This window comes from Constrictibacter sp. MBR-5, from assembly GCF_040549485.1.
Taxonomy (GTDB): domain Bacteria; phylum Pseudomonadota; class Alphaproteobacteria; order JAJUGE01; family JAJUGE01; genus Constrictibacter.
The window spans coordinates 60,071-82,730 of sequence record NZ_JBEPTK010000010.1 but is presented as its reverse complement, the minus strand read 5'-3'; the positions used below and the strand labels follow the sequence as shown (position 1 = coordinate 82,730).

The window sequence follows — 22,660 nt, the reverse complement described above, 5'->3', positions numbered from 1 at the left end:
TCCGCCTCCGTTGCGCACCGCCGCCATGGCCCGAGCGGGAGCCAGCCGCCCAACCCACCCGCCTACCCACAAAAAGGAATGTTCCGGTATCGCCGTCCGCCGGCCCGGCGCGCGGCCTGCCCCCGAAAAGGGAACGAATCGGGATGAACGCCAAGGCCGCACCGCCGCCGCGGCGGGCGGCCACCCCGGAAAAGGAATGAAAGGGAAGGTTCGGCAACCTGCCGCTCGCCGGCACCGGCCGCCGGCGCTCGGTTCCGGTCGGGGCGGTTCGGCGCCGGGCGCCGGCTCTCCGCTTCGCCGGAGCTTGCCCCGGACCTGATCCGGGGGCCGGGGCAGCGGGGAACGAGGCTGCCGCGGATGCCTGCCCACGAAAGGGAAGGTTTGGGAAGGAAAGGGAAGGTATCGGTATCGACCGGCACCGTCCCGACGCCCGCCGAGCCCGCACGGCGCCCCCCGCGCTCCATCCCTAGTCGACCCCGGCGGCGGTGCCGCCCCGCCGCGGATGCGAAGGGGGGGTGGACGCACCATATAGGGACTCGGTCAAAGGAGGGTCGGATGGCACATGTGGTCGGCGGATACGATCTCTGGTTCACGGGCAAGGCGTATTGGAAGGCGCATCGCAGCGTGGCCGGCGGGGAAGCGGACATGGTGCCGGTGACCTGGACGAAGGGCTGGCGGCGGGATTCGAACGGCTCGAACTTCCTCGAGGTGTGGTTCGAGAACGCGGACGAGGCGCAGGCGCGGTCGGGCGAGGCGGGGCCGTTCGTCGTGGCGCTGGCCGAGGCGAAGGACTTCGAGGTGGTGCCGCGGGTGTTCAAGGAGTTCCGCGGCCTGTTCGAGGTCGAGCCGACGGGGACGATCCTGAGCCCGAACAGCCTGGAGACGCGGATCCTGCGCCGGGTCGACGCGAACAAGACGGCGGTCGCGGCACCGGCGCCCGCGGCGGCGAAGAAGGCGAAGGCGAAGAAGTCGAAGATGGGCTGACGCCGCAGGGGCGCCGGCCGGGCCTTCACGGCCCGCGGCGCCCTCGGTTACGGAGAGCCTGGGGCACGGCGAGCCCCGCAGCGCCCCGTCCCTTAGTCCACCCAGACGGCGGTGCCGTCAGTGGAGGCCGGGGGTCGGCGTGGTGGCGGGGGCGGGCTCCCAGGTCCAGGCGGTGGGGTCGGCGAACAGGGCCTTGAGCAGGCGGTTGTTCAGGGTGTGGCCCAGGCAGACGCCTTCGAAGCGGCCGAGGATCGGCGCGCCGGCCAGGAACAGGTCGCCGATGGCGTCGAGCATCTTGTGGCGCACGAACTCGTCGGGGAAGCGCAGGCCCTCGGGGTTCATGATGGTCTGGCCGCAGATGACGACCGCGTTCTCCAGCGAGCCGCCGCGCGCATAGCCGGCCGCCTGGAGTTCGGCGACCTCCTCGAAGAATCCGAAGGTGCGGGCGGGTGCGATGTCGCGGCGGAAGGCGTCGCGGCGCAGGCTGCACGCGACCGTCTGGCGGGCGATGGCGCGGTTGGGGAAGTCGATCGTGACGTCCAGGCGATAGTCGGGTGCGGGCGACAGGGCGACGCGCTTGCCCGGCTCGGTGACGCAGACCGGCTTCAGGATGCGGATGGCGCGGCGCACGGTGTCCTGCTCGACGGTGCCGGCGGCGGCGAAGAGGTCGAGGAACGGGGCGGCGCTGCCGTCCATGGCGGGGATCTCGGGGCCGTCGATCTCGATCACGGCGTTGTCGACGCCGGCGCCGACCAGGGCCGCCATCAGGTGCTCGACGGTGGCGATGCGGGTGCCGTGCCGGTTGCCCAGGACGGTGCAGAGCTTGGTGTCGACGACGGAGTCCCAGCGCGCGAGGATCTCGCCGGCGCCGCGGGCCACGTCGGTGCGGCGGAAGCGGATGCCGCTGTCGTCGTCGGCGGGCAGGATGCGCATCTCGACCGGCCGACCGCTGTGCAGGCCGGCGCCCTCGCAGCCGATGGCGCGGGCCAGCGTGCCCTGGCGCGCCTTCAGCGCCGTGCGCGGCGCCGTGGCGGCGGTCGGTCCGGTGTGCAGGCCGATCTGTCCCGATGCGGGCATGCGGTTCTCCGTTCCGATTGCGTGGCCGAGTAGGGGGGCCGTGTGAGGGTGCCGATCGGGCCGGGCCCGAAAAGCGAAGTGCTCCGACATCGGGTTTATCGCCCGGCGCCGGAGCACTCAAATCACTTACTGTTACCGCCTGTTACACCCAGTCGGATGTAAGCGGGCGTGCCGGGTTGACGGGGAGGCCGTCCGCGCAACCCGGTCGCCTCCTAGTTGGCCTGGCGGCGCAGGAAGGCGGGGATGTCGAGCAGGTCCTCTTCCTGGCGCGACACGGCGAGGCGGTCGGCCGGGTCGAGCCCGCCGAGCTGCTTCTGGGCGTCGGGCTGGGCCGTTTCCCGCTGGGCCACCTCGCGCTGGGCCGTTTCACGCTCGGGCCGGCGCTCCGGCTGCGGCTGGTAGTGGGCCGCGGGCTGCTGGTAGGCCGGTTCGTGGTGCTGCGGCTCGCGCTGCTGGAGCTGGCGCTCGGGCTGGCGCTCGGGCGCCGGCTCCTGGCGGGCGCGGGCGTGGCCGGTCATCCGCTCGATCAGGCCGGGGAAGCCGAGCCGGCTGCGGCGCGGTTCCTCGGGCTCGGCGGCGCGCGGTGCCACCCGGTTCGACTGCACCGGCTGGCGCGGCTCGGTCGGCTGGATCGGGCGCGGGGCGATGAACGGCCGGTCGCTCGCCGTCGCGTCGTCCTCGGCCTGGTGCTGCGGCGCCGGGGCGGTGCCGCCCCAGGTGGCGCCGCCCGTCATACCACCCGTGGTGCGCTGGCCGAAGCTCGGCATGCGCGGCAGCGGCGCCGGCTGCTCGGGCTGGGCCTGGGCGGTGCCCGGCTGGTGCTCCGTCTGCTGGGCGGTGGCCACCGGCTCGTGCTGGACGGCGTGCGCCGTCGCCTGGGCGCTGCCCGGGTTGCGCGCGATCACCGGGGCTGGGCCCTGGCGCAGGTTCGGCTGCGGCGGCCGGATCGGGAAGGGCATGACCCGCGCCTGGGCGTTGGTCGTGGCGGCCGCCTCGGTCTGGCGCGGCAGCAGGTCGAGCTGGGCGTCAATGCCGGTGGCGACGACCGAGACGCGCATGACGCCTTCGAGGTTCTCGTCGAAGGTGGCGCCGAAGATGATGTTGGCGTCGGGGTCGACCTCGTCGCGGATGCGGTTGGCCGCCTCGTCGACCTCGAACAGCGTCATGTCGAGGCCGCCGGTGATGTTGATGAGGACGCCGCGCGCGCCCTTCATCGACATGTCGTCGAGCAGCGGGTTGGAGATCGCCGCCTCGGCCGCGTCGACGGCGCGCTTGTCGCCCGACGCCTCGCCGGTGCCCATCATGGCCTTGCCCATCTCGCTCATGACGGTGCGGATGTCGGCGAAGTCCAGGTTGATGAGGCCGGGCATCACCATCAGGTCGGTGACGCCGCGGACGCCGGAGTAGAGGACGTCGTCGGCCAGCTGGAAGGCCTGCGCGAACGTCGTCTTCTCGTTGGCGATGCGGAACAGGTTCTGGTTGGGGATGATGATCAGCGTGTCGACGAACTTGGCCAGTTCCTCGAGGCCGGAGTCGGCCAGCTTCATCCGGTGCGAGCCTTCGAAGTGGAACGGCCGCGTCACCACGCCGACGGTCAGCACGCCCTGCTCGCGCGCGGCGCGGGCGATGACCGGGGCCGCACCCGTGCCGGTGCCGCCGCCCATGCCGGCGGTGATGAACACCATGTGGCTGCCGGTGAGGTGCTCCAGGATCTCGTCGATCGCCTCCTCGGCGGCGGCGCGGCCGATATCGGGGCGCGAGCCGGCGCCCAGGCCGTGCGTCAGGCCGAGGCCGAGCTGGATGCGGCGCTCGGCACGCGACATCTCGAGCGACTGGGCGTCGGTGTTGGCGACCAGGAACTCGACGCCGCTCAGGTTGGAGCGGATCATGTTGTTGACCGCGTTGCCGCCGGCGCCGCCGACGCCGACCACGGTGATCCGGGGCTTCAGTTCCCGGGGTCGATCCGGCATGGACAGGTTTATGGTCATTGACGCCTCCCGCTGCAAACGTTGGATAGGGGGGTGGTGGGGGTCGGTCGGGGTGCCGCTCGGTCGCGGCACCGTTCGTGCTCTGCGCTCACATGTGCTCCCTCAGCCAGGTGCCGACTCGCGATAGGAAGCCGGCCGATTGGTCGAACGTTTCGAGGCTCTGGTAGGCGTGGCCGCCCTGCTCGCGGCCGGCGTAGATCAGCAGGCCGGCGCAGGTGGCGAAGGCGGGCCCGCTGGTCGCCTCGGCCAGGCCCATCACGCCAGTCGGGCGGCCAATGCGGACCTGCTTGTCGAGTGCCAGTGCGGCCATCTCGCGGGCGCCCTGCAGCTGCGAAGCGCCGCCCGTCAGCACGACCCGGCGCCCGGCGACGCGGTCGAAGCCGCTGGCGTCGAGGCGCGACCGCACCAGCTCGAAGATTTCCTCGATGCGCGGCTGGATGATGCCGATCAGCAGGGACTTCGGGACGTGGTGCGGGTTGGTCAGCGGGTCCTCGCCGATCGGCGGGACGTCGATGATCTCGCGCTCGTCGGTGGCCGAGGCCATGCAGCTGCCGTAGAGCGTCTTCAGGCGCTCGGCGTGGTTCACCGGCGTCGACAGGCCGCGCGCGATGTCGTTGGTGACGTGGGCGCCGCCGACCGGGATCGTGTCCGTGTAGACGACGCTGCCGTCGTAGAAGACCGAGACGCCGGTGGTGCCGCCGCCCATGTCGATCAGCGTGACGCCCAGGTCCATCTCGTCCTCGACCAGGGCCGCGAGCCCGGCGGCATAGGGCGAGACGACGAAGGCCTCGACGTCCAGGTGCGCGCGGCCGACGCAGGTCGCGATATTGCGGATCGGGCCGGCCTCGGCGGTGATGACGTGCATGTCGACGCCGAGCTTCTCGCCGAACATGCCGCGCGGGTCGCGGATCCCGCGATTGCCGTCGATCGTGTAGCCGAGCGGGATGAAGTGAACCATCTCGCGGCCGTTCGGCGCGAACTGCGCGCGGCCCTGGGCCAGCGCGCGACGGACGTCGACGTCCTCGACCTCGTGGCTGCTGAGCGCCACCTCGCTGGCGATGCTGTGCGAGGCCGGCTTGCCGCCGGAGATGTTGACGACGACTTGGCGCACGGTCTCGCCGGCCATCTGCTCGGCGGCGTGGATCGTGTTGATGATGGTGGCCTCGGCCGCCTCCATGTCGACGATGACGCCGTTGCGCAGGCCCCGCGACTCCTGGTGCCCGATGCCGACGACGCGCGGGCTCCGGTCGGCCTGCGGGCGCGCGACGAAGCAGCAGCACTTCGTGGTGCCGATGTCGAGCGCGGCGATCAGCCCGCTCCGTGCCTTGGCGTTCCCCTTGCTCACCGCAGTGCCCCGCCTGCTGCTGTCATGTGGACTTCCCCGGACCCGCGGTCCGCAGTTTTGCGCCCGGTGCCAGCTGGACGATGGTCCGGTCAGGCAGGCGCAGATCGACGGCGACGATGTCGCGTCCGAGAACCGCGTTCGTGCGCTCCATCGCCGCCAAGCGGCTCCAGGCGACGCCGATGTCCTGCGCCGGCAGCCGGATCTCGACGCGGTCGTCGAGCCTTATGTTCCAGCGCCGCTCGGCCACCCGGATGGCCGCGGTCATACGCTTTGCGAGGTCCGGCTCGCCGCCGAGCAGCTGCAGCAGGCCGGGCGCGTGGGTCGCGGCGTCCGGCCCGACGATGACCGGCAGGTTGCGGAACGGCCGCTTGTCGGCCACGCGGATGACCTGGCCCTGGTGATCGATGATCTGGAGGCGGCGGTCGACCTGCCAGAGGGCGAGCGGCTGGCGCTCGACGATGTCGACCCGGACGACATCCGGCAGAGAGCGCTCGACCCGAGCGCTCCGCACCCAGGGCAGTCCCTCCAGGCGCTCGCGCGCGGCCTGCGGGTCGAACCCGATGATCGGATCGCCGCGTCGGACGTCGAGAGCGGCGAGCAACTCGTCGCGCGTGGTCCGCTCACGACCGCTGACGGCCACATCCGCGACCTTGAGGCCCAACTCTGCCGAAGCTGCGACGGCTCCCAGCCGCAGCGCGGTGACGCGCTCGCCCAGCCAGCCGGATGCCTGCAACTGCATGACGCCGCCCGTCAGCACGGCCAGGACGGCGGTGGCGGCGGCGACCTGGATTGTCGGACGCAGCCAGGGCGGGGCTGGGCGCTTTCGTGTCGGGCGTCGCCGGCCTTGCCGGTCGTTGCTGCCGACGCTCAGGAGTCGCATCGTGCCGCCTCCACCATCCAGACGCAGAGCTGCTCGAAGTCCATGCCGATGTGCGCAGCCTGCTCCGGGACCAGGGAGAGGGGAGTCAGGCCGGGCTGTGTATTGATTTCCAGCATGTACAGCGTTCCGGGCGGGTCGCCCGCGTCGTCGTAGCGGAAGTCGCAGCGCGTGACGCCGCGGCAGCCGAGTGTGTCGTGCGCCAACCGGGCCCACTCCATCGCCTGTGCGGCGATCGCTTCGGGCACCGGCGCAGGAACCAGATGCTCCGTCTTTCCATCGGTGTACTTGGCTTCGTAGTCGTAGAAACCCTGGAGCGGCCGAAGTTCGGTCACGGCGACCGGCCGGCCGTCCATGACGGCCACGGTCAGTTCACGGCCTGGGATGTACTTCTCGACGAGCACGTTCCTCCCGAAGGCCCAATCCACCGTCTTCAGCGGTGCGGCGTTGTCGCCCTCCGGGACGATGAGCACACCGACGCTCGACCCCTCGCTCGCCGGCTTGACGACATAGGGTGCCGGCATGGCGCTGTGCGCTTCCGCGACGGGCACCTCGACGCCTTCCGGACAGCGGATCCCGACCGACGCGAAAATCCGCTTGGCGGCAGGCTTATCCATCGCGATCGCCGACGCACGCACCCCGGAATGCGTGTAGGGGATGCCGAGAATTTCGAGGACCCCCTGGATGCAGCCGTCTTCGCCGAACCGGCCGTGCAGCGCATTGAAGACCACGTCGGGGCGGGGCGTCAGGTCCGCGAGCAGGGCCGTGAGATTGCGTTGCAGATCGATCGAGGTGACGCGATAGCCCGCGTTCTCCAGCGCGCGAGCAACCGCGTCGCCGGTCACGAGCGAGACGGCGCGCTCGGTCGACCAGCCGCCCTTGAGCACGGCGACGTGCTTCATGGCGAACCTCCTGCGCTGACGCCCAGCCGGCGGATCTCCCACTCGAGCAGGACGTCGGTTTCGATCTGAACGCGTCGCCGGACCTCTTCGCCGAGCGCTTCGATCTCTGCGGCGGTCGCGTCACCCGTGTTGATGAGAAAATTGCAGTGCTTCTCGGAGACCACGGCGCCGCCGACGGAAAGGCCGCGGCAACCAGCCCGGTCGATCAGCTCCCAGGCCTTCGCGCCGGGTGGATTTTTGAACGTTGATCCGCCGGTCCGCGCACGCTGCGGCTGGCTCGCTTCCCGCTCCGACTGGATGGCGCCCATCCGCTCACGAATATCCACCAGCGACCCGGGGCGGCCGTGCAGGCAGGCCTGAACGAAGATCCAGTCGCTTGGAGCGGCATTGTGTCGATAACTCAGAGTCATATCGGTCGCGGTTGCTCGGTGCAGCACTCCGGCTCCGTCGACAGCTTCCGCCCAGACGAGACAGTTGCGGATCTCAAGGCCGAAGGCCCCAGCGTTCATACGAACGGCGCCGCCGATCGTCCCGGGGACACCGGTCAGGAACTCCAGTCCTGCGAGAGAGGCGTCGGCCGCTGTCAGCGCCGCATTCGGACAGAGGACCGCTGCCCCGACGAGGAGCGATTCGCCATCTGCTTCGGCCTGATTGAAGCCGCGTGCCAGACGGATCACGACGCCGGGTATGCCGCCGTCGCGGACGAGAGTATTCGACGCGACACCGAGAATCGTGACTGGCACGTCGGCCGGACGGTTGGCCAGAAACATCGCCAAGTCCTGCGTGTCGGCCGGACGGAAGAGCACTTCGGCCGGGCCGCCGACGCGGAACCATGTCGTCGGTGCCAGCGGCGCATCCGCGGTGTAGCGGCCGCGCACCGGCGGCAACCTTTCGACAAGATGGTGGCCTACGCGCTGTGCTGCCATCATCGTGCGGCCCTCGCGGGGGCAGCCAGTGCATCGAGCTGGCCCGGAAGTGCATAGGCCCAAGTCGTGATGCTGCCGGCGCCCAGGCAGACCACCAGGTCGCCAGGTCGGGCGAGGTCGCCGACCATGCCGGCCAATTCCTCCGGGCCGCCGAGCGGCAGGGCGTGACGATGGCCACGCTGTTTCAGGCCCGCGACGAGTGCATCGCGATCAACGCCTTCGATCGGAGTCTCTCCGGCGGGATACACAGGGGCGACGAGGACGGTGTCTGCGTCGTTGAAGCAGGTGCAGAATTCTTCGAAAAGGTTCTGAAGTCGGGAGTACCGATGCGGCTGCACCACGGCGACGACGCGTCCCTGCGTTGCCGACCGCGCTGCCTTGAGGACCGCTGTGATCTCCACCGGATGATGGCCATAGTCGTCGATCACCGTGATGCCGCCCGATTGCCCGGTCTGTGTGAAGCGGCGTTTGACGCCCGAGAACCCGGCCAATGCCGAGCGCAGGACATCGTCCGGGATGCCCAACTGGTGCGCTATGGCGACCATCACGAGTGAGTTCTGGACGTTGTGCTCGCCCAGCATCGGCAGTTTGAGGCCTTCGATCGTGCGTGCGGGTCCGTTTGCCCGGGTGGCGACGGTGACGTCGTAGACCATGACGCCGTCCTCGGCCCTGACGCGGCTTGCCCGAATGTCGGCCTGCGGATTGAGCCCGTAGGTCAGTACGCGCCGGTCAACGACCCTGGCGACCAGCTTCTGCACCTCTGGATGATCCGTGCAGAGCACTGCGAAACCATAGAAGGGGATATTCTCGACGAAGGCGTGGAAGGCGTCGCGTACGCGCTCGAACGTGCCGTAATGGTCCAGATGCTCCGGGTCGATGTTCGTGACGACCGCGACAGTCGCCGGCAGCTTTACGAACGTGCCGTCAGACTCGTCGGCCTCAACGGCCATCCATTCGCCCTGGCCCAGCCGTGCATTGGTGCCATAGGCGTTGATGATGCCGCCGTTGATCACTGTTGGATCGTAACCCGCGGCATCCAGGAGGGCGGCCACCATCGAAGTGGTCGTCGTCTTTCCGTGCGTTCCGCCGACGGCGATGGACCATTTCAGGCGCATCAACTCGCCGAGCATCTCGGCACGCCGCACCACCGGCAGAAGCTTTGCACGCGCCGCATCAACTTCCGGGTTGCCGCCACGGATGGCCGAGGAGCAGACGATAACCTTCGCCGCGCCGAGATTCTCAGCGCGGTGACCGACATGAACCTCGATTCCGAGGTCGCGCAAGCGCTGGACGTTCGCGCCGTCGGAAACGTCGCTGCCTTGCACGCGGTAGCCGAGATTGTGCATGACCTCGGCTATCCCGCTCATGCCGATTCCGCCGATCCCGACGAAGTGCAGGGGGCCGATATCGAAGGGCATCGCGTTCATGCCGCTACTCCTCGGAGTGGCAGCGCGCCAGCGCCGACACCTTGTGCGGTCAACTCCGCTTCGACGAGATCGGCCAGCAGGCGTGCTGCGTCTGGTCCCCCGAGGTTCGCGCTGGCTGCTGCCGCAGCGCCCAACTGGGCCGGATCTGTGAGAATCGCAGCGAGACGGTCGGTCAGTGTCGAAACCGTAAGCTCCCGCTGTGTCATGACCCACGCAGCGCCGGAGACGGCTCTCGCATTGGCGGTCTGGTGATCATCCATGGCGAAGGGGTAGGGGACGAGTATTGCGGGGCGACCGGCCGTCGTTAGCTCCGCGACTGTCGAAGCGCCGGCCCTTGCGATGACCAGGTGCGCCCACGCTAGACGTTCCGGAATATCCGCGAAGAACGCCGCGAGTTCGGCGTCTGCCTCGCAGTCGGCATAAGCTTCGCGCACCGCGTCCAGATCCTCGGGTCGGCACTGCTGGACAATCCGCAGGCGCTTGCGCATCTGCGTGGGCAGTGCGGCGATAGCTTGCGGGACGACTTCACTGAAGACGCGCGCGCCCTGGCTTCCTCCGGTGATCAGAAGCCTGAACTCACCGTCGGCCGCCGGAGCGTCGTAGGAGATACCGCGAAGCGCCGCGACCGCCGGTCGTACTGGATTGCCGGTGCGAGCGAGCTTCGCCACTGTGCCGGCCGGGAGGGCGGACATGCTGTCAAACGCCGTCGCAATGCGCCTGACGCGGCGGGCCAGGAGGCGATTTGCCCTCCCCAGTACCGCGTTCTGCTCGTGGATGAGCGTCGGAAGCCGGAGCCAACCCGCCGCGAGCATCGTCGGCACCGAGGCGTAGCCTCCGAAGCCGACGACCGCCGACGGCTTCAGCCGGCGGAGCAGCCGCCATGCGGCAATCGTGCCGAGAGCGATATCTCGGCCCGCTTTCAGCATCGCCCCCGCCGTCCGGCCCGGCGTAGCGGCCCGAATGCGATAGACCTCCGACGCTTCATCGAAGGCGCCGCCGCGAGCGTCGGTGACCAGAACGACGCGGTGACCACGTGCACTCAGTTCTTGAGCGAGTGCCTGTGCGGGGAAAACGTGGCCCCCCGTTCCTCCCGTCGCGAGAACAATGGGACCATCGCCCCCGTAACGTGCGGCGCTCATAGCATGCCTCCCGGCTCGACGCGGCGGCGTGTCAGCGCCAGTGCCATGCCCATCGTGAGCGCCAGCGCCAGCAGCGAGGACCCGCCATAGCTTATGAATGGCAGAGTCATTCCCTTTGTCGGGAGGAGGTGTAGGGACGAGCCGATGTTGATGACCGCCTGGAGGCCGAAATTTGTTACGAGGCCTGCGACGGCGAGGAAGACGAACAGATTCTGTTCGGCCAGCAGGCGCGCGAAGCAGCGGATGACGAGAAACGCGAACAGGCCGACGATGATCAGGCAAACGATCGCGCCCATTTCTTCGCCAGCAACGGCGAAGACAAAGTCGGCATGTGCGTCCGGTATCGTCTCCTTGACACGGCCGACACCGGGGCCCCGGCCGAGGAATCCGCCATTGACGAATGCCGATAGCGACTTGTCGATCTGATAGCTATCGCCGCTCGCCGGATCAAGGAACCTGTCGATACGGCTCGTAACGTGCGGAAACATGAAGTAGGCGCCGAAGAGACCGGCGATCCCGGCCAATCCAAGGCCGATGACGAGCCACATCGACAGGCCGGCGAGAAAGAACTGCGCCAGCCATACCGACGTCACGACCATCGTCATCCCGAGATCCGGCTGAGCGATGATCAGGGTCACGACGAGGAAGTAGAGACCAAAGGCGATCCAGTGGCCCGGTATGGCCTTGTCGCGCTTGCCCTCGGCGAACAGCCAAGCAGCGACGATCGCGAAGGCCGGCTTGACGAACTCGGATGGCTGCATCGAGAAGCCGGCAATGTTGATCCAACGTCGCGCCCCTTTTGTCTCGACACCGACCACCAGCGTCGCGGCAAGGAGAAGGAGCGAGATTGCGAATACAACCGCGCCGACGCGCAAGACGCCGCGCGGCGACAGGAGAGACGCGCCGATCAGGATCGTCGCCGCCACCGGCAGCATGATCAGATGTCTCTTGGCGAAGTGGAACGACCCATAGCCGAGTCGCTCCGCGACCGGGGGACTGGCCGTTACGACCAGCCACGCGCCGACAAGCATGAGGATCACGAGAGCCGACAGGGCCCAGCGATCTACAGTCCACCACCAGCGGCCAATGACGCTGGTGTCGGTGCGCGCGACGAGCGTCATCCCGCATCCTCCGCGTTCAACGCCGTCGCGGCGGCCCTGAACGCATCGCCGCGAGCCTCGAAGTCGGGCCACTGGTCGAACGACGCGCAGGCGGGTGAAAGCAGGACCACGGCCCCTGGGCGCCGCTCGGATTGAGCTAGCGCGTGAGCATCGTTTACCGCCTGCTCAAGGGTGCCGCTGCGCGTGTGCGGGACTGTGCGTCCCAATGTATCCGCGAAGGCCTCGCTGGCTTGTCCGACCAGGAAGGCGTGTCGGATTCGAGGAAAGAAGCTCGCCAGGGAGGTGATGCCGCCCTCCTTTGGCAGGCCCCCGGCTATCCAATAGATGTTGTCATAGCAGGCCAGCGCCCGTGCCGCTGACTCGGCATTAGTCGCCTTGGAATCATTGACGTAGCGGATGCCATGAATGGTCGTCACCCGCTCCTGGCGGTGTGGCAGGCCCGGATAGCTCTGGAGTGCCCTCACGGCCTGCTCGGCCGGTACAGTCGCAGCCCGTGCAACGGCATAGGCAGCCGCCGCGTTCTGCCAATTGTGAGCGCCGGGAAGGGTTGGAATGGAAGTGAGATCGGCAACGGCTAGGCGTCTGTCATCGAGGTCGTCGATCAGAAGGCCGTTATCTGCCCACACGCCGCCAGGAACGGCCTGATGCGATGAAATCGGGATCACGCGCTGGCTCCTGCGATCCCGAAGATCCGCCAATACATGCCGTCCGAAGGCATCATCGGCGCCGACAACTGCAGTGTCGTTAGGCCCCTGTCCCTGAAAGATCCGCCTTTTCGCCGCGACATAGCCGTGCATTCCGCCGTGGCGGTCCAAATGGTCCGCGCTGACATTCATGAAGACGGCAGTTTCGAAGTGGATGGTGGGGACGAGTTCCAGCTGATAGCTGGACATCTCGATGACGTATGTTCCCTCCGGCCCAAACGGCCGAAGCGACATCGCCGGCTTTCCGATGTTGCCTCCCGCGTCGGCGGTCACACCGGCCTCGTTCAGGATGTGGGCAATCAAGGCCGTCGTGGTCGATTTGCCGTTTGTGCCGGTGATTCCGATGAAGCGGGCGTGCGGCTGGCTGCGCCACAGAAGCTCGATATCGCAGACGATCGGACACCCCGCAGCACGCGCCGCGAGTGCTGCAGCATGCGGGCGTGGGTGAAGATGCGGTACACCTGGGCTCCAAACGAGAAGGTCGGTGGCCGACCAGTCTCGGCCCTCAAGCGGCAGGACCCAAATGCCGGCCTCGGTTGCTGCAGCGCGGCGTCCGGCATTGTCGTCCCAGCAGGCAGCCAGTGCCCCGGCGCTTGTCAGCGCGCGCGCGGCTGCCAACCCCGACCGCGCGAGCCCCATCACCGCGACTGTCTTGTCCCTCATGCTCTCGGGGAGGATCATCGTCACCTCAATTTCAGCGTGGCGAGGCCGATGACGGCCAGCACCGAGGCGATGATCCAGAACCGGATGACGATGGTTGGTTCCTGCCACCCCTTCCGTTCGAAGTGATGGTGCAGTGGCGCCATCCGGAATACGCGTTTCCCCGTCAGCTTGTAGGAAGCGACCTGCACGATCACCGAGATGGTTTCGAGTACGAAGAGGCCGCCGATGATCGCGAGCACCAACTCGTGCTTAGTGACGACACTGATCGCGCCGAGCGCACCACCACACGAGAGCGATCCAGTATCGCCCATAAAGACCATAGCAGGCGGGGCGTTGAACCACAGAAAGCCCAGACTGGCGCCGACAAGAGCGCCGCAGAACACCGTAAGCTCGCCCGCACCTACTACATAGTGGAGCTGGAGGTAGTTGGAATACACGATGTTGCCGGCAAAGTAGGCGATGAGGCCGAAGCAGCCCGCGGCGATCATGACGGGTACGATCGCCAAGCCGTCAAGGCCATCGGTCAGGTTGACGGCATTGGACGCGCCGGTCATCACGATCACTGCGAAGGGAATAAAGAACCAGCCCAGGTTGAGCAGAACGTCCTTGAAGAAGGGTACCGCCATCCCGCTGGAGAGCGGTTCCTGCATCTCATAGGTGATGATTAATGCGGCGATCGTGCTGATCACGATCTGGCCGAGCATCTTGTATCGGCCCGCGAGCCCCTGGCTGTTGCGGCGTGTCAGCTTAAGGAAGTCATCTACGAAACCGACCAACCCGAAGCCGGCGGTCACCAGGAGTACGACCCAGACATAGGTGTTCCGGAGGTCGGCCCAGAGCAACGTGCTCAAAGTGAGCGCAAGCAGAATCAGTGCCCCGCCCATGGTCGGGGTGCCGCTCTTAGTCAACAGGTGCTCAGGGGGCCCATCGGTTCGAATGGGCTGACCGCCGCGCTGCTTTGAGCGAAGCCACGAGATCACCGAGGGCCCAAGGAGGAAGCTGATCAACAATGCGGTCAGCATCGCGCCGCCCGAACGGAACGTGATGTACCGGAATAGATTGGCGAAGATCAGTTGATCTGCGTGGGGGGTGAGGAGATTGTAGAGCATCGCCTCAGCCCTTGTTCTTGAAGTTGTCGGGCATCAGCGCCTTGACGACGCGTGCCATCTGCATGCCCAGCGAGCCCTTGACGAGTACGACGTCGCCGGACCGTACGATGCTCGTGAGTATCGGAAGCAGCGCCTCCGTACTCTCAGCATGACAGCCGCGGATAGAAGGCGGTAACGCCCTGTAGAGATGCATCATCGCAGGGCCAGCGGCATAGACGAGATCAACGCCGCAACGTTCAATCGCTTCAGCGAGATTGGAGTGGAGCGCCGGGGTGTCTGGGCCGAGTTCGAGCATGTCCCCCAGGATTGCGATGCGCCGGCCATGCGGCGCCGTTTCGCTCAGCGACAACGTCTCAAGAGCGGCGCGAACGGCGGCCGGGCTCGCGTTGTAGCTCTCATCGATCAGTGTGAAGCTGCCGTCGCGCAGCGGGACGTTCGCTTGGCAGCCGCGGCCTTGTGGCGCCCGTACATCGGCAAGCGATGCAGCTGCGCTTTCCACGTCGGCTCCGAGCGCTGAAACCGCCGCGAGAACGGCGAGGCTATTGATCGACCAGTGGCTGCCCGGGGCGCCGATGGTGAACGCGATGTGCCGGCCGTCAATTTGGGCTTCGACATCGCTCCGGTTCGGCAGCAGACGGACGTCCAACAGCCTTGCGTCCGCTTGGGGGTGCTGCCCGAAGCTGATCACGCGCTCGATGCCGCATCGGCGGGCGGCGGTCGATAGGTGCTCGTAGAAGGGATTGTCGCGGTTCAGTACGGCGGTGCCATCTGGCGTGACCCCTTCGAAGATTTCGGCTTTTGCGTCCGCAATCTGCTCCACCGACGCAAAATGCGCGACGTGTGCCGGTGCGATCGTGGTGATGATCGCCACGTGCGGCTGAACCAGCCGGGAGAGGGGGGATATCTCGCCCGCGTGATTCATGCCGAGTTCGAATATGCCGAACCGGGTTGATGATTCGAGACGGGCGAGGCTGAGGGGAACTCCCCAGTGATTGTTGAGATTGCCCGCGTTCGCCTGGGTCGGCGCCTGCTGCTCGAGAACGAGCCGGAGGGCCTCCTTGACGCCGGTCTTGCCGACGCTGCCGGTGACTGCTGCGATTCGCGCGCCGGAGCGCTGGCGCGCCGCGGCAGCCAGAGCGTAGAGGCCATGGAGCGTATCCGGCACCCTGAGCAGTGGGCCGGCTATCCGCGCGTCTTCCACTACGTCGCGTACCATTGCCGCCGATGCGCCGCGTTGGAGCGCAGCTGTCACGTAGTCGTGCCCGTCGTGGCTGGGGCCCTCCAAAGCGACGAACAGGTCGTCAGGCTCGACGGTGCGGCTGTCGATCGACACGCCGCGCGCGGTCCACTGCGCCGTGCTTCTCCCGCCGGTCGCTGCGTCCGCTGTGGACGATGTCCAAAGGGCGCTCATTCCCAGCCCTTTTCTGCTGCCAACCGGCGAACCGCTTCGCGTGCGACGGCGGCATCGTCGAACGGAAACGTCTTTCCGCCGACGATCTGTCCCCGCTCATGGCCCTTGCCGGCGATCAGAAGGACATCCCCTGCGCGGAGTTCTGAGACCGCCGCTGTGATGGCCGTCGCTCGGTCGCCGATCTCCTGGGCTCCAGGGCATGCGGACAAGATGGCCCACCGAATCGCCGCCGGATCCTCGGAGCGCGGGTTGTCGTCGGTCACGATGACTTTGTCCGCATGCTTGGCGGCGATACTGCCCATGATGGGCCGCTTTCCGGGGTCGCGGTCTCCGCCGCAGCCGAACAGCAACAGCAACCGGCGGCGCGTATGTGGCCGTAGTGCGTCCATGGCATTCGCGAGAGCATCGGGCGTGTGGGCGTAGTCCACGAAGATGGCTGCCGCCTCCGGGGTGCGGGCGACCAACTCGAGGCGCCCGGCTACGCCTTGCAGATGTTCCAGCGCCGCAATCACCTCGTCCGGCTTCTCGCCGCTTACGATCGCAAGGCCGGCAGCGCACAGAGCGTTGGCAGCCTGAAACGCTCCAACCAAAGGCAATCGCAGCCGGTAGCTGCGCCCAAAAGCTTTCAGCTGCAGAACCTGTCCATCGTGGTCTACTTCCGCCCCTTCCAGCTTCAGCCATAGGCCTTTTCGACCATAGGTCACGACGTGCTGACGCCGTTGCCGGCAGGCCTCAATCACAAGCTCAGAGGTGGTACTGTCCGCATTGATCAGTGCGGGCGCACCGGGCGGCAGCAAATCCCTGAAAAGCTGCAGCTTCGCTTCGAGATAGGCGGGCAGGCTTCCGTGGTAGTCGAGGTGATCTCGCGAAAAGCTGGTGAAGGCTGCAGCGGTGAGGCGGAGTCCGTCCAACCTATGCTGGCTCAGTCCGTGGCTCGATGCCTCGACAGCCAGATGGTCTAGGCCCATCGCCGCAATCTGGCCGACCGTTCGATATAGAGTGACGGGATCCGGTGTCGTCAGTGCAACGGGTCTGAGAAAGCCGTCGCCGATAGCGCCGAGGGTTCCGATGCTCGCGGCAGGGCGCCCAAGGCGCTGCCAGATTTGCCGTGTGAAATCGACGACAGACGACTTCCCGTTCGTGCCCGTGACGGCAACAAGCGTACGCGGCTGCCGACCATAGAACTCTGCGGCCATCATCGCGAAACGATGCCGCGGCCGCGGATCCTCAATCAATGTCGCGCCACCGAGCGTGTTGGCGCTCACGGTGCCGGGGGACGCCAGGATCGCTGATGCGCCCCGTTCGATCGCATCAGAAATGAAATCGGCCCCGTTCGCACGAGCCCCCGAGAGAGCGGCGAACAGGAACCCCGGGCGCACCTCGCGGGAGTCGCTGGTCAGGCCAGCGAACTTCCCGACGGGATGTGACGAGCGAGTCTCGAGGTTCAGGCGAGCCGCGATCATGTCCTCACTGCGTGACTGTCCGGCGGACTGAGGTGCTAGCCTCAACCACACGGTGGTCTTGTTGGGGTTGGGTCCGGGGTGGGAGACCGAGCAAAGCGCCAGCTTGGCTGACGACCGCCTTCACAACCGGCGCCGCCACCCAGCCACCGGTCGCGTAGCCGTAGGTATCTTTGGTTCCCTGCGGCTCATCGAGCATCGCAAGTATGACGAATTTTGGGTCGTCGATCGGGAATGCGCCGACGAACGACGATACGAGCGCCTTTCGTTTGTATCCCTTGCCGCCGACCTTCTCCGCGGTGCCTGTCTTGCCACCAACAGGATAAGCCTGCGTGTCGGCGTTCCTGCCCGTGCCTTCCGTAACGATCTGTCGCATCAGCCAGCGCATCTGGTCCGACACTCTCTCCGAGACGACCCTTGTCCCGTCGGGAGGGGCGTCGCTCGGGCGCCGCAGCAATGTCGGCGGGTACAGCAGGCCGCCGTTTACCAATGCCGAAACCCCACTCACGAGTTGGAGGGGGCTGACCGAGAGACCATGGCCGAATGCGATGGTCATGGTGTTGATCTCGCGCCATGGCGAGGGCACCAGCGGGGAGCCAACTTCTGGCAGCTCAAACGACGGCGCGCTGAGCATGCCGATCTTCTGCAGAAAGGCACGTTGCCGATCCGTCCCGGCATCGAGCGCCATCTTTACCGAACCGATGTTGGACGAGTAGATCATGATCTCCGGCACGCTCAGCCATCGTGCCTTCGCGTGATAGTCGGTGATCGTGAAGCGTCCGATTCGGATCGGTTGCGAGGCGTCGTAACCTCCTTTCAGCGAGGTCACGCCCGCGTCCAGCGCCATCGCCGCCGTGAACAACTTGAACGTGGAGCCCATTTCGTACACGCCGAGCGTGTTGCGATTGAACATCGCATCGTCGCTTGCCGCGCTTCGGGTGTTCGGATCGTAGTCCGGCAGGGAGACCATCGCGATGGTTTCGCCGTTTCGAGCGTCGACGATCATGCCGGCGGCACCGACAGCCGAGAACTTCGCCATGCTGCGGGCTAGTTCCGAATGCAGCACGTGCTGCACCCGCATATCGATCGAGAGCTTCAGTGGCTGGCGCGTGTTCAGCAGCAGGTCGTCTTGATACTTCTCGACGCCGGCCAGACCCTCGTTATCCATTCCCGTGAAGCCCAGGATGTGGGCTGCCAGAGGGCCCTGCGGGTAGATCCGGCGTTCCTCGCGCTGAAAGTAGAGTCCAGGAATACCGGCATTGTTTATCGTGATTTGCTGATTCGGAGTCAGGCCTCGGCGCAGCCAGATAAAGGCGCGGTCCAGTTCCAGCTTCGCGCGAACTTCGCTTTCGTTCAGGTCCGGCAGCAATTTGACGATCTGGCGGGCTGCAGTCGCCGAATCGAGGACTTTTCGAACCTCGCGTGGATTTGCGTATAGTGAAGGCGTCGTGAGGCTCGATGCCATCAATACGCCGTTACGATCGACAATGTCGGCGCGTTTGACGGAGAGGCGATCCGAGACTGCGGCCACCGCCGGACCGGCGGCATCTGCCGGCCGCTGCAGGGCGAGATCCACCAAGCGGACCCCGATGGCGAGGAACGCGACGAGGAACAGCGATCCCCCTAGAACCAAGCGATTGCGGCCCGTCTCGAGGGCGGCCTTCATCCGCCCATCGATCTGGCCGCGAAGGAAGCCATCGCCGGAGACGACTTGCGGCAAGGGGGCGCGCATCGCTTCTTCGACTTCGGAGAACGGCCAAAGCCTCATCGGACTTGCCTCCTCTCCGCGCGTACGATCATCAACTCCTTGCTGCTGGTTCTGTTGTCCGCCAAAAGTTCCGGTGCACGCTCGGCCTGCCGCAACGGTAGGTCTTCGAAGCGAACAATGCGGTCCGGTGATGCCGCATCCATGCCGAGATGGATTGCGCTGAGCTCCCGAACGCGCTCGAGGCGATTCAGGTAAGCCCACTCCGCTCGAAGTACGTGGCTCGCTTCACGAGCGGCGCTGATCTGAGCTTGGAGTTGGGCGTAGACCCGCTCCCTCTCGCGAACCTCTCGGGTGACGACGAGCAGTGCACTGCCCCCCGCGGCGGCGAGAAGAAGGCAAAGGGCTGTGGTGCGCCATATCATATCGAATCGCTCCAAGCCGCGGCATCCGTCCGCTCCGCCACCCGCAGCCGTGCTGAGCGGGCACGCGGATTGTTCCGGATTTCTTCGGCCGTCGGCACGGTGGGGCGGCGCGTCAGAACGCGGAACGTCGGTGCGAGACGTTCCGCGTCAGCGGGCACATGCCGCGAACCGCGAGGCTCGCTGCCACTGCGGCGGCGAAGGAAGTCCTTGGCGACACGGTCTTCCAGGGAATGGAAGGCGACTACGGCTAGACGGCCACGGTCGATGAGAATCCTTTCGGCTGCGGCGAGGCCGCGGTGGATCTCTTCGAGTTCGTCGTTCACTGCGATGCGCAACGCCTGGAAAGTGCGGGTGGCCGGGTCGATGCCGTCGTCGCTGCGACCGACTGCACGGCGAACGATCTCCGCCAACGTCGAGGTGGTCTCAATGGGGCCGTCGCGCCTGGCGGCGACGATCGCCCGCGCGACTCTCCTCGAACGCCGTTCGTCGCCGTAGCGCCAGATTAGGTCTGCAAGGTCCGCCTCACCGGCAGTGTTGACGAGATCGGCCGCAGATGCGCCTTGCCGATCCATACGCATGTCGAGTGGGCCGTCCGAGCGAAATGAGAAGCCCCTGTCGGCGCGGTCGATCTGCATGGACGACACGCCGAGGTCGAGCGCCACCCCTTGCACGGCGGAATGGCCCGCGTTCGCAAGGATTGCGTCCATATCTCCGAACCGCCCCAGACTTAGCAGCAACCGGCCACGGTAATGGTCGGCGAGCGACTGCCCCTCGGCGATTGCGTCGGGATCTCGGTCGATCGCGACCACCTTGCAGTCCGCGGCATCGAGAAGTCCGCGACTGTACCCACCCGCACCGAACGTTCCGTCTACGTATACGGCGCCGGCCCGGGGCTCGAGCGCGGCCAGCACCTCGTCGAGCATGACGGGGCGGTGACGGGATTCAGAGATGCGGCGGGGTGCGTCGGTCACGACGGCACCTGAGGCTTGAGGCGCAATGTGAGCTTCAGTTCGCGCGCCTTCTGAAGGCGCTCCTCCTCCTGGGCGTAGAAGAGGTCTGGATCCCAAAGTTGGAACGTGAGGCCGCGGCCGACGAAGGCGACGCGCTCGGTGATGCCGGCACGCTTCATTACCTTTTCGGGAAGAACAATTCGTCCCTCGGCATCCCATTGCAGTTGTACCGCCGCACCGAAGACGAGGTCTGCCATGACGTCCGTCTCGGAGAAGAGCTCCATGCTCTCCATGCTCGCGCTGAGTTGTTCGAGGAAGTCGCCCCGACAGCCTTCGTACGCGCCCGGCGAATTCCAGGACGGGAAAATGATGATGCCGGGAACGTTCTGGGTGCCGATGGCCGCACGGAAGGTCGCTGGAACGGAAACGCGCCCCTTCTTGTCGACCTTGTTTTCGTGCGTTCCGAAGAACATCGGTATGCCAGCTTGCCGGCGCTCGACCGCCCGCTTGCCTGCGCACGATCCCTCGCCATGGCTCTCCATGGGAAATCATGGGGCATCATGGGCAAATCTGGGCAATGATGGAAGCGAAAAGATATTCCCTGATGGGGAATCAAGGTTCACTCGTAGACGAGTGAGCGCTCATGAGGTCCATCGCCGCGGGTCCTGTGTTCCAGGCCAAAGCTCCCAGCCCTTTTTTCCGTGTTGTACTTGGTTTGTTCTCATGGTCCATCCGACTGATGCCCTTGCGTCACTGGGCAGGAACCGGCAGTCCTGAAGAATCGGGCGCAAAGTGGTCAGACGGCCTGTAAGCCGGGTTCTGTCCCCGGAATATCCGGGAGACGGTCATTCATCTGGGGCATCCGTCGCCGGATACCTCGCGCGACCAACCCGAATGACAGCGCGGAGCGCGCCTGACCGCTCACGCGGTCGTGTCATTCCTATTCGGTCTTGCTCCCGGTGGGGTTTGCCGTGCCGTCCCCGTTGCCGAGGCCGCGGTGCGCTCTTGCCGCACCCTTTCACCCTTACCCTCGGGGCCGGCGAGTCTCCTCGTCCGGCCGCGTGGGCGGTCTGCTTTCTGTGGCACTTTCCCTGGGGTCGCCCCCGCCGGGCGTTACCCGGCACCGCTTCTCCGTGGAGCCCGGACTTTCCTCCCCCCAAAAATAGGAGGCGACCGTCCGGCCGTCTGACCGCCCAAACATAGGGGAGGGAGGGCCCGGACTCCAGTACCTGCTCAGACGGCGCCGGTCTTGCGCAATTCCGCTATGGCGTCCGCACCGTAGCCAAGTTCCTGAAGCACAGTATCGGTATCTGCGCCGAGATCAGGCGTGGCGGACCGAATCGTGGCCGGCGTGCGGCTCATCTTTATCGCCTGACCGACGAGGTTGATCTCCCCGAGGCGTGGATGGGTTACCGGCACAGCCATCTGATCATGTTGCACTTGGGGGTCCGAAAACACCTGGTCGATCGTATAGATCGGACCGGACGGGCAGCCCGCCTTGTTCAGCATTTCGATCCAGTACGCACTCGGCTTCGTGCGCGTCAGTTCCGCAATCTCCGCATTCAGGGCGGCGCGGTTCTTCGACCTCAGGGCACCGGATGCGTATTCCGGTTTGGTCATCAGTTGCGGTGCATCCATCGCCTTGCAGAACCGCTCGTAAATCTCCTGGCCGGCGACCGCGATGTTGATATGGCCATCGGCAGTGGGAAACACGCCGGTCGGAATGCTCGTTGGGTGGTCGTTTCCAGCCTGCTTCGGCACCTCCCCGTCCATGAGATAGCGGGCAGCCTGGAAGTCTAGCATCTGGATTTGTGCCTCGAGGAGGGAAGTCTGTACCCACTGGCCTTCCCCCGAGTTCTCCCTTTCCAGAAGGGCTAGCAAGATGCCCTGCGCACAGAACATGCCGGCGCACAGGTCCGCGATCGGTATGCCCACCCGGACCGGCCCCTGGCCAGGAAGGCCCGTAATGGACATCAAGCCGCCCATGCCTTGGGCGACTTGGTCGAAGCCTGGACGCAGGGCATACGGGCCGTCCTGACCGAATCCGGAGATGCTGCCGTATACGATCCGAGGATTGACGGCGCGGCAGGCCTCGTAGTCGATTCCCAACCGGGACTTCACGTCCGGGCGGTAATTCTCCACAACAACATCCACGGCCCGGACGAGGTCGAAGAAGATCTTCTTCCCAGCCTCGGCTTTGAGGTTGAGCGTGATGGAGCGCTTGTTGCGGTGGAGGTTTTGGAAATCGAAACCGTCCCTCGGCCCGCCGAGTCCTTCACCCGCTGTCGCTTTCGGCGGCTCTTCGATCTTGATTACGTCTGCGCCCCAGTCCGCGAGCTGGCGGACACAAGTTGGCCCCGCTCGCACCCGCGTAAGATCGAGAACCTTGAAACGGGACAACGGCAGGCCTTGGCTCGACACGGGCACGATCCTTTCGAGTCGGAAGA

The 22,660-nt window shown here is 66.3% G+C and carries 19 protein-coding genes and 1 other RNA gene; 1 reads left to right on the top strand and 19 read right to left on the bottom strand.

Annotated elements, in window-relative coordinates:
- Positions 1 to 555: 555 nt before the first annotated feature.
- On the top strand, positions 556 to 984 hold the full coding sequence (locus tag ABIE65_RS18980; RefSeq protein ID WP_354079900.1) for a hypothetical protein: 429 nt from the start codon (positions 556 to 558) through the stop codon (positions 982 to 984).
- 117 nt (positions 985 to 1,101) lie between these two features.
- Here ABIE65_RS18980 and lpxC read toward each other — a convergent pair whose 3' ends face one another.
- The 19 genes from lpxC to ABIE65_RS18890 form a co-directional block, all read right to left on the bottom strand.
- Positions 1,102 to 2,061 carry a UDP-3-O-acyl-N-acetylglucosamine deacetylase gene (lpxC, locus tag ABIE65_RS18975; RefSeq protein WP_354079899.1) on the bottom strand — a complete coding sequence of 320 codons (960 nt, stop codon included), beginning with the start codon at positions 2,059 to 2,061 and terminating at the stop codon, positions 1,102 to 1,104.
- Between the two features lie 212 nt (positions 2,062 to 2,273).
- Complete coding sequence (ftsZ, locus tag ABIE65_RS18970; RefSeq protein ID WP_354079897.1) at positions 2,274 to 4,049, bottom strand: cell division protein FtsZ; 1,776 nt, start codon at positions 4,047 to 4,049, stop codon at positions 2,274 to 2,276.
- A gap of 88 nt (positions 4,050 to 4,137) precedes the next feature.
- A complete protein-coding gene (gene ftsA / locus ABIE65_RS18965) occupies positions 4,138 to 5,394 on the bottom strand; it encodes a cell division protein FtsA (RefSeq protein WP_354079895.1) in 1,257 nt (418 codons plus the stop codon).
- Positions 5,395 to 5,416: 22 nt separating this feature from the next.
- Positions 5,417 to 6,274, bottom strand: coding sequence for a cell division protein FtsQ/DivIB (locus tag ABIE65_RS18960; protein WP_354079894.1), 858 nt, complete (start codon positions 6,272 to 6,274; stop codon positions 5,417 to 5,419).
- Positions 6,262 to 7,173: a D-alanine--D-alanine ligase gene (locus tag ABIE65_RS18955; protein WP_354079892.1), complete on the bottom strand. Its 912-nt coding sequence runs from the start codon at positions 7,171 to 7,173 to the stop codon at positions 6,262 to 6,264. The genes ABIE65_RS18960 and ABIE65_RS18955 overlap by 13 nt, the downstream gene beginning before the upstream one ends.
- Entirely contained in the window at positions 7,170 to 8,099 is a 930-nt protein-coding gene (murB, locus tag ABIE65_RS18950) for a UDP-N-acetylmuramate dehydrogenase (RefSeq protein ID WP_354080080.1), read from the bottom strand. The genes ABIE65_RS18955 and murB overlap by 4 nt, the downstream gene beginning before the upstream one ends.
- The gene (gene murC / locus ABIE65_RS18945; RefSeq protein WP_354079891.1) at positions 8,099 to 9,526 is read right to left on the bottom strand and encodes a UDP-N-acetylmuramate--L-alanine ligase; all 1,428 of its coding nucleotides are present in this window, start codon (positions 9,524 to 9,526) and stop codon (positions 8,099 to 8,101) included. The genes murB and murC overlap by 1 nt, the downstream gene beginning before the upstream one ends.
- Positions 9,523 to 10,665 carry an undecaprenyldiphospho-muramoylpentapeptide beta-N-acetylglucosaminyltransferase gene (gene murG / locus ABIE65_RS18940; RefSeq protein ID WP_354079890.1) on the bottom strand — a complete coding sequence of 381 codons (1,143 nt, stop codon included), beginning with the start codon at positions 10,663 to 10,665 and terminating at the stop codon, positions 9,523 to 9,525. The genes murC and murG overlap by 4 nt, the downstream gene beginning before the upstream one ends.
- Positions 10,662 to 11,786, bottom strand: coding sequence for an FtsW/RodA/SpoVE family cell cycle protein (locus ABIE65_RS18935; RefSeq protein WP_354079889.1), 1,125 nt, complete (start codon positions 11,784 to 11,786; stop codon positions 10,662 to 10,664). The genes murG and ABIE65_RS18935 overlap by 4 nt, the downstream gene beginning before the upstream one ends.
- Positions 11,783 to 13,171 carry a UDP-N-acetylmuramoyl-L-alanine--D-glutamate ligase gene (murD, locus tag ABIE65_RS18930; protein ID WP_354080079.1) on the bottom strand — a complete coding sequence of 463 codons (1,389 nt, stop codon included), beginning with the start codon at positions 13,169 to 13,171 and terminating at the stop codon, positions 11,783 to 11,785. Before murD ends, ABIE65_RS18935 begins: the two co-directional genes overlap by 4 nt.
- A 2-nt stretch (positions 13,172 to 13,173) precedes the next feature.
- Positions 13,174 to 14,262 carry a phospho-N-acetylmuramoyl-pentapeptide-transferase gene (gene mraY, locus ABIE65_RS18925; RefSeq protein WP_354079887.1) on the bottom strand — a complete coding sequence of 363 codons (1,089 nt, stop codon included), beginning with the start codon at positions 14,260 to 14,262 and terminating at the stop codon, positions 13,174 to 13,176.
- A 4-nt stretch (positions 14,263 to 14,266) separates the two neighbouring features.
- A complete protein-coding gene (locus ABIE65_RS18920) occupies positions 14,267 to 15,673 on the bottom strand; it encodes a UDP-N-acetylmuramoylalanyl-D-glutamyl-2,6-diaminopimelate--D-alanyl-D-alanine ligase (RefSeq protein ID WP_354079886.1) in 1,407 nt (468 codons plus the stop codon).
- Positions 15,670 to 17,136 carry a UDP-N-acetylmuramoyl-L-alanyl-D-glutamate--2,6-diaminopimelate ligase gene (locus ABIE65_RS18915; RefSeq protein ID WP_354079884.1) on the bottom strand — a complete coding sequence of 489 codons (1,467 nt, stop codon included), beginning with the start codon at positions 17,134 to 17,136 and terminating at the stop codon, positions 15,670 to 15,672. Before ABIE65_RS18915 ends, ABIE65_RS18920 begins: the two co-directional genes overlap by 4 nt.
- Before the next feature lie 4 nt (positions 17,137 to 17,140).
- Positions 17,141 to 18,901 (bottom strand): peptidoglycan D,D-transpeptidase FtsI family protein, encoded by a 1,761-nt coding sequence (locus ABIE65_RS18910; RefSeq protein ID WP_354079883.1) that lies wholly within the window; start codon positions 18,899 to 18,901, stop codon positions 17,141 to 17,143.
- Positions 18,898 to 19,263, bottom strand: coding sequence for a cell division protein FtsL (ftsL, locus tag ABIE65_RS27890; RefSeq protein WP_502918552.1), 366 nt, complete (start codon positions 19,261 to 19,263; stop codon positions 18,898 to 18,900). Before ftsL ends, ABIE65_RS18910 begins: the two co-directional genes overlap by 4 nt.
- Positions 19,260 to 20,213 carry a 16S rRNA (cytosine(1402)-N(4))-methyltransferase RsmH gene (gene rsmH, locus ABIE65_RS18905; protein WP_354080077.1) on the bottom strand — a complete coding sequence of 318 codons (954 nt, stop codon included), beginning with the start codon at positions 20,211 to 20,213 and terminating at the stop codon, positions 19,260 to 19,262. The genes ftsL and rsmH overlap by 4 nt, the downstream gene beginning before the upstream one ends.
- A 17-nt stretch (positions 20,214 to 20,230) precedes the next feature.
- Positions 20,231 to 20,755, bottom strand: coding sequence for a division/cell wall cluster transcriptional repressor MraZ (locus ABIE65_RS18900; RefSeq protein ID WP_354079881.1), 525 nt, complete (start codon positions 20,753 to 20,755; stop codon positions 20,231 to 20,233).
- A gap of 250 nt (positions 20,756 to 21,005) precedes the next feature.
- An RNA gene (gene rnpB / locus ABIE65_RS18895) (RNase P RNA component class A) lies at positions 21,006 to 21,402 on the bottom strand.
- 44 nt (positions 21,403 to 21,446) lie between these two features.
- Entirely contained in the window at positions 21,447 to 22,634 is a 1,188-nt protein-coding gene (locus tag ABIE65_RS18890) for a CaiB/BaiF CoA transferase family protein (RefSeq protein WP_354079880.1), read from the bottom strand.
- Between the last annotated feature and the right edge of the window lie 26 nt (positions 22,635 to 22,660).